Annotated in this window: 3 protein-coding genes; all 3 read right to left on the bottom strand. The window is 62.1% G+C overall.

Translation table 11 applies throughout. The annotated features are described in order from the left end of the window. Positions 1-848: hypothetical protein (locus VEK15_27550; GenBank protein ID HXV64484.1), on the bottom strand; the 848-nt coding region annotated here is incomplete at its 3' end. After that, complete coding sequence (locus VEK15_27545; protein HXV64483.1) at positions 848-1,600, bottom strand: PspA/IM30 family protein; 753 nt, start codon at positions 1,598-1,600, stop codon at positions 848-850. The genes VEK15_27550 and VEK15_27545, both read right to left, overlap by 1 nt. A gap of 39 nt (positions 1,601-1,639) precedes the next feature. Next, a partial coding sequence (locus VEK15_27540) for a DNA repair ATPase (GenBank protein HXV64482.1) occupies positions 1,640-5,717 on the bottom strand: 4,078 nt, incomplete at its 5' end.

Below are 5,717 nucleotides of genomic sequence, written 5' to 3'. Positions count from 1 at the left end.
TCCACCAGGCCGAAACATTGCTTTTCGATCAGATCCTTCTTGGCGCGCCGCAACGACTCGAGCTCCACGAGACCGCTTCCGCCGAGAGACGCTCCAATCGCCTGGCCCAGACCGACGAGCGTGAGTCCGTTCGACTCGAGGGAGACGGCCTTCGCGAGATTGGCTTCCTGACTCAAGCTCTCGACGGCGTACCGTCTGCGCGTCGCCTCGTCGGGGAGCGGGACCTCGATCTTCGCGATGAACGGGTTCTCCACCAGGCGTCGATGCACGTCACCCAGACTTTCCGCCAGAAGACAGAGGGTGACGTCGGCCGCGCGTATCCCGGGGTCGTTGGCCCAGTTGAGCAGTTTGATGAGATTTGCGCCGAGCTCCCCCGACAGCAGAGAGCTATCCACCGCGGGGGTAATCGTCTCGAGGTAGCGAATGACGATCGCGACACTCCTGCGGTTGCCCTCGGGCGGAGTGTCCACCAGTTTGTGGAGAATGTAGCGGTCGAGAAGATCGAGCACGATCCGCGGGTCCTTCGGGCGCGTACTGGCCAGGCTCGTTCCGCTGATCATGTCGATCGCCGTGAGCGTCTTGTAGAAATCCTCTTGCATCGTGCGGCGACGGGTGGCGTCGCCCGGTGCCAGGAATCTGATTCCGCTTCCCCGATCGTAGGAGAGAACGACATCGCGCTGGCCGAAGAGCTGGGTGGCGAGGTAGTGCTCGAGCGACACGAACTGCGAGGTCTCTCCCAAGGGAACGACATCGTGAACGTTCCCATGGAGGAGAAAAACGCTCGCGGCGCTGCGAACGTAGCTTCTAGCGAGCTCCCGGGCCCACTCGGGAGTGCCGTCAGCGATCATCAGTCCGACTCGGGCGTCGCCTGCCTCTGGGGTCCCACGGTCTTCTCGGTCGGAGTCGAGGAGGGCTCGACCAATCCCTGTTCGATCTTGAACTGCTCGAGGAGCTCCTTCGCATGTAACTTGTCGGCCTCGAGCTTGGCTTTGAGCACGTCCACACCTTGATCGCTCAGGTCGGAGGCGACCTTCGATCGTGCCCGTGCCTTGTTGATTTGTTCATCCACCCGGCTCAGGATCGCACCGATGTCCGACGAGACGTCGAATTTCGTGTTGAGTGCTCCGGCCGTCTCCGAGATTTCGGCTAGGGCCTTCTCCATTTGAAGGACAGCCTTCTTCTTTTCTAGGTCCTTCTTCGAGGTCTCGATGTCCTTGAGCGCCGCCTTCATCTTGAGAAGGTTGTTCTCGTAGTTCTCCTGGTGCTGTTTCAGCTGCTCCTCGTTGCTCGCAAGCTCGTTCTTCACCCGAGCGAGCTCGAGGGCGAGCTGGGCAGCGATTTCCTCCTGCGCCGCGTTCAGGTGGTTCTTGATCTGGCCGGTCAAAGTAGTGATTCGGGAGCTCTCTCCATCGACTTGCTGCTGGACTTTCAGCACGAGCGCCTGGTAGTTGATGAGACCCTGCCGCGCCTCCTTCAAACGCTCGGTGGCTTGTTGGAGCTTCGTCTCCGCGAGGGCGATGGCGTGCTTGTCCTCCATTTCGGTGACGGACTTGCTGAGCAAGGCGTACCAGACGGCTTTGATGCGCGCGAAGAGTCCCATTGGGTCATCCCCTTTCTCGGAAGGCCGATCGTAGCACGGTCACGAGTGCGCTCCCGGATCTTCTCCCACATCGGTCATGTTCGAGAGCGCGGAAACGTTGACCTTCTGGAGCGCGTCGACGAGCTCGGGGATGTCGTCCACGTGCTCGAGCTTGGCGATGAGCTGCTTCAATTTCGGATCGTCGATGCCACGGTATCCGCGGAAACGATGGGCCATGAACTTGACGAGGGGAATCAGTGTTCCCTGGATGAGATAGGCCTCTCGGGAAATCAGCTCGTAGTCGGGCGGCGGGCCCTCGGGCTCCCTCTCCACCACCCGCACCTCTTTTTGTCCGTTCCGAATGGCATCCAGGACCTCGTGGAGCTTTTCGATGTAGGGGGCGAGGTCGAGCTTTACGTCCACCGTCGACACCGGCGGGGGAGCCGCGGCAAAGGCGCTGATGTCGGGATCGAGCCCATCGGCGGATCTCGAGGCGGCTTCCTCCACGGCGCGCTCGATGCTCTCGCTGATGTCCTCGAGCCTCTCGGAGACGATACTGAGCTGGCCCGTCAGCCGGCTGGCGGGGTCGTCCGCCGAGCTTCCCATTCTCTGGATACGGACGAAGCCCTTCTTGATCTCCTCCCAACGTTGTCTCTGGCCGGGCGTCATTCGGCCCCTCATCTCCGCCAGCTTCAGGAGGTTTTCTTCCGCGCCGGTCGTGAGGGTCTGGGACTCACCGAGGTAGTGGTCGTCGATCAGGGTCTCGAGCTCCCCTTCGTTCATCGCGGCAACAATCTTCTCCGCGAGCTTGTTCATGTTCCGATAGCTTCCCTGAAGCTTGAACGGCGGTTCGGTACGGTAGGCGTCCTGCTGCGAGGCGGACAAAATGTACTGCTGGTTGATGCGCAGGAGCGTCTGCTGCACCCGTAGGAGCTTCTCGAGTACCGAAAGAATCTCGGATAGCTCGACCGCCGAATAAGCGTGAGACAGCTGGTCGACCTGAATCGGCTCCCCTCGAGCCATGCGTACCAGCTTGTCGACGTCGCCCGGGTCCCGCGTCGTCAAGGGAGCGAGGACGCGGTTCGACGTGAGGCTGTTCTCGATGTAGGAGAGCGCGAAGAGCTCGTCCTTGCCTTCGAGGATGTCGCCGAGATTGTAGGTGTCGGCGCGGTTGGCGAGCATGTCGGGAATCTGGAACTTGGCCCCCGACTCGGTGTAGGGGTTGCCCGCCATACAAACGACGAACTTCTTGCCCCGCAGATCGTAGGTTCGGGTCCGTCCCTTCCATACTCCTTCGACTTTGCGCTGGGCGTCGCACAAGGAAATGAACTTCTGGAGAAACTCGGGATGAGTATGTTGGATATCGTCGACGTATAGCAGGACGTTGTTGCCCATCTCGAAGGCCAGGTTCAGTTTCTCGATTTCCTGCCTCGCGGTCGCGTTAGGGGCTGCGGCGGGATCGAGCGATGTCACCGAATGGCCGAGCGCAGGGCCGTTCACCTTCATGAAAACGAGGCCCAGCCGGCTGGCGAGGTACTCCATCAGCGTCGTCTTGCCGTAGCCCGGGGGAGAAACGAGAAGAAGCATGCCCATGAGATCGGTCCGCTTCCCTTCGCCCAGAGCTCCCATCTGCTTGGCCAGATTGTCGCCGATGAGTGGGAGGTAGACTTCGTTGATGAGCCGGTTCCTCACGAATGCGGACATCACTCGCGGCTTGTACTCTTCGAGGCGTAGCTTCTCGCTCTCCCGCATCAGTAGGGCATGCCGAGCCTTCTGAAAGTCGCGGAACCCTGGCACGCGCTCCTGCCGGAATCGGCCGACCCGCGCTAGGAGCTCGTCGAGGCGCAGGGTCATTCGACCGTTCACGATCCTTGGATGATTTCCGAGTAGGCCCTCCACCTCGGTGGCCGCCTGGGCGCTCGAGACCTCCCGGCTCACCGTGCCCTGGTACAAGAGGGCCACGACCGCCTCGTCGGTGAAGCGTGTGTCTTCTCCCGCGAGGAAGGCTGTCATCCAGGTCCGAACCAGCTCGAAGGCGCGCGCCGGCTCGTCGCGAAGCGCTCTCAGGTCCTGCTCCATGTCGCGCTCGCCACCCGCCTCGTGCAGGTATGCATCGAAGCGACGCAAGAGCGCGTCGGCTTCGGCGCTGAGAACGAACTTTTGAGGCTGACGCGCGATCTCCTCGAGAAGGTAAGCCCCGGCCCCCCGGACTTCTGCGAGCGAGGTCGCGATGCCGAGACCGGAAAGATGCTCGACGATCGCCTGGTCGAGCTCATCGTGAAGCCGCGCCATCGCCACCGCCCGTTGAAACTGCGATCGCAGCCGCACCAGGCTCCTCGCCTCACTCTCCCAGAGCGAGCGCTTCTTGCGCTCGGGATAGCTCGCCCAGAACAGGGTGGCCAGGGCACGCGCCGACGGCGAGTAGCGAAGCAGATCGGCCGTCTCGCGCATCGAAAGGAGCTTCTCCAGAATCTTGGTCGCGTCGGCGTCGTGGATCCCGCGCTCGTAGCCTTCGTCATAACGCTCCGAAGCGTAGTTGCGAACGAGTCCGAGCAGGTGCCCGTCGTGGAGGGCGGCCTCGTGGAGCTTGCGGACGGAGAGGTCGCCGCTACCGAGCTCGGCATCGGCGAAAATCGTGTAGGCGAGGAACTCGCCTCGGTAGACCTCCCTGGTTTCCGAAACCAGCTCCTGGGACCAGTAGTCTCGTGTTCTCACGAACTCGGGATCCTCGATTCGCTCGTAGAATCCAGTGCCGGTGAGGTGGAGGGACATTCCCGCGTCTCGTGGAACCATGGTGAGCTCGAGCGGCTGGGTGTTGACGCTGAATCGGTGCCGCCCGAGCTTGATGACGTTCTGACCCTCCTCGTAGATGTCTTGCCGGTCACGGAGGCCTCGGGAAGCGTCCTCCTTGGCCGCCTTGATTCGTCCCTCGATCTCGTCCGCGTGAACCGAGTCGCCGAGCTCGCGAAGGGTTTTCGCGGTTTGCCGAAGCTTCGCCACCATCGGATCGGAGGCGAAGAAGGCGTTCAACGCGTCCGCGGTCTCGAATGATTCGGCACGTCTCGAGACGCTCTCCAGTATTCGTTCGGCGGCCTGCACGAGCGTCTGGGCACGGCGGTTTCTCTGATCGACCAGGGCCTGCTTCTTCGATGCGACCGCCTCGTAGATCTCCTCGCGTTTGGTCGTGAGCTCGGCCACGAACTCGTCGAACTCGGAGAATCTCGTTTCGAGCTCTTCGAGCTGGAGCATCAGCTTCGAGAGCTGCTCGTCGCACTTTTCGGGAGTGTCGGCGAGCCCGAGTGCACTGACCACGCTCTGGCTCAGCAGCTGGAACTGCACCCCGAATTCGGCGATTCCTTCCTTGGATAGGAGCTCTTTTCTCCGGTTGGCCAAAAGCGCCCGGCCGCGGTTCAAGTTCGCGAGGATCTCGGAGATGTCGGAGAGTATCCGCGTGCGAACCGTGGCGTCGTCGATCTCGAGCGACCCCACCACCTCGGTCAGGAGATCCAGGCGGTCGGCGAGCTCTTCGAGCGCCCGGCGATGGGCTTCGGCCTCCGTTACCTTGGCGAGGCCGGGCACGCTCGCCTCGAGCTCGCCAACCTGCGCCCGATAGGGAGCGAGTGCTTCTTCTCCGAGGAGAAACTCGACCGCGCGCTCGCTGATTGCGTCGAAGGTTTCCACGATGCGCTGCTCGAGCGACTCGACGCCGGCCAAGTCGATATAGCGCGTTTCCCGAAGCGTGATGAGGTGTCCCCGGGCCGAACGCAGCCGACTCAGGCAATCGACGAATTGATCGATGGCGGTCCAGGAATCCGGAGCGATGTCGCGAAAGATGGTCGCGACCGACTCCTCGGCGGCAGAGAAGACCTTCCCCGCTTCGGCCCGAAGAGCTTCGACTTTCTCGAACTCGTCGATGATGGCTTCGGCGGTGGCGTGGACATCACGCACCGCCGAGAGCAGCTTGCCGACCTCCTCGTGGTCGAGCCAGTAGTAGCCGTCGATGGTCCGCGAGCACGCCGTCACCAGGTCCTCGTATTTCTGGCGAGTCGGCTCCTGCTCGTCCACCATGCGACGGATCCCCAAGAGATCCGAGATCCCGCGGACGAGGTCGGCGTTTCCAACTTTCTCCAGAAGTGAG

It is taken from the genome of Vicinamibacteria bacterium (assembly GCA_035620555.1).
Taxonomy (GTDB): domain Bacteria; phylum Acidobacteriota; class Vicinamibacteria; order Marinacidobacterales; family SMYC01; genus DASPGQ01.
Note: the sequence above shows the minus strand (reverse complement) of the source record. Positions and strands in the feature narration are given on the sequence as shown.

What these genes read in the sequence shown, in the direction of transcription:
- VEK15_27545 (HXV64483.1), bottom strand. Translation starts at nt 1,600, where the DNA reads ATGGGACTCTTCGCGCGCATCAAAGCCGTCTGGTACGCCTTGCTCAGC.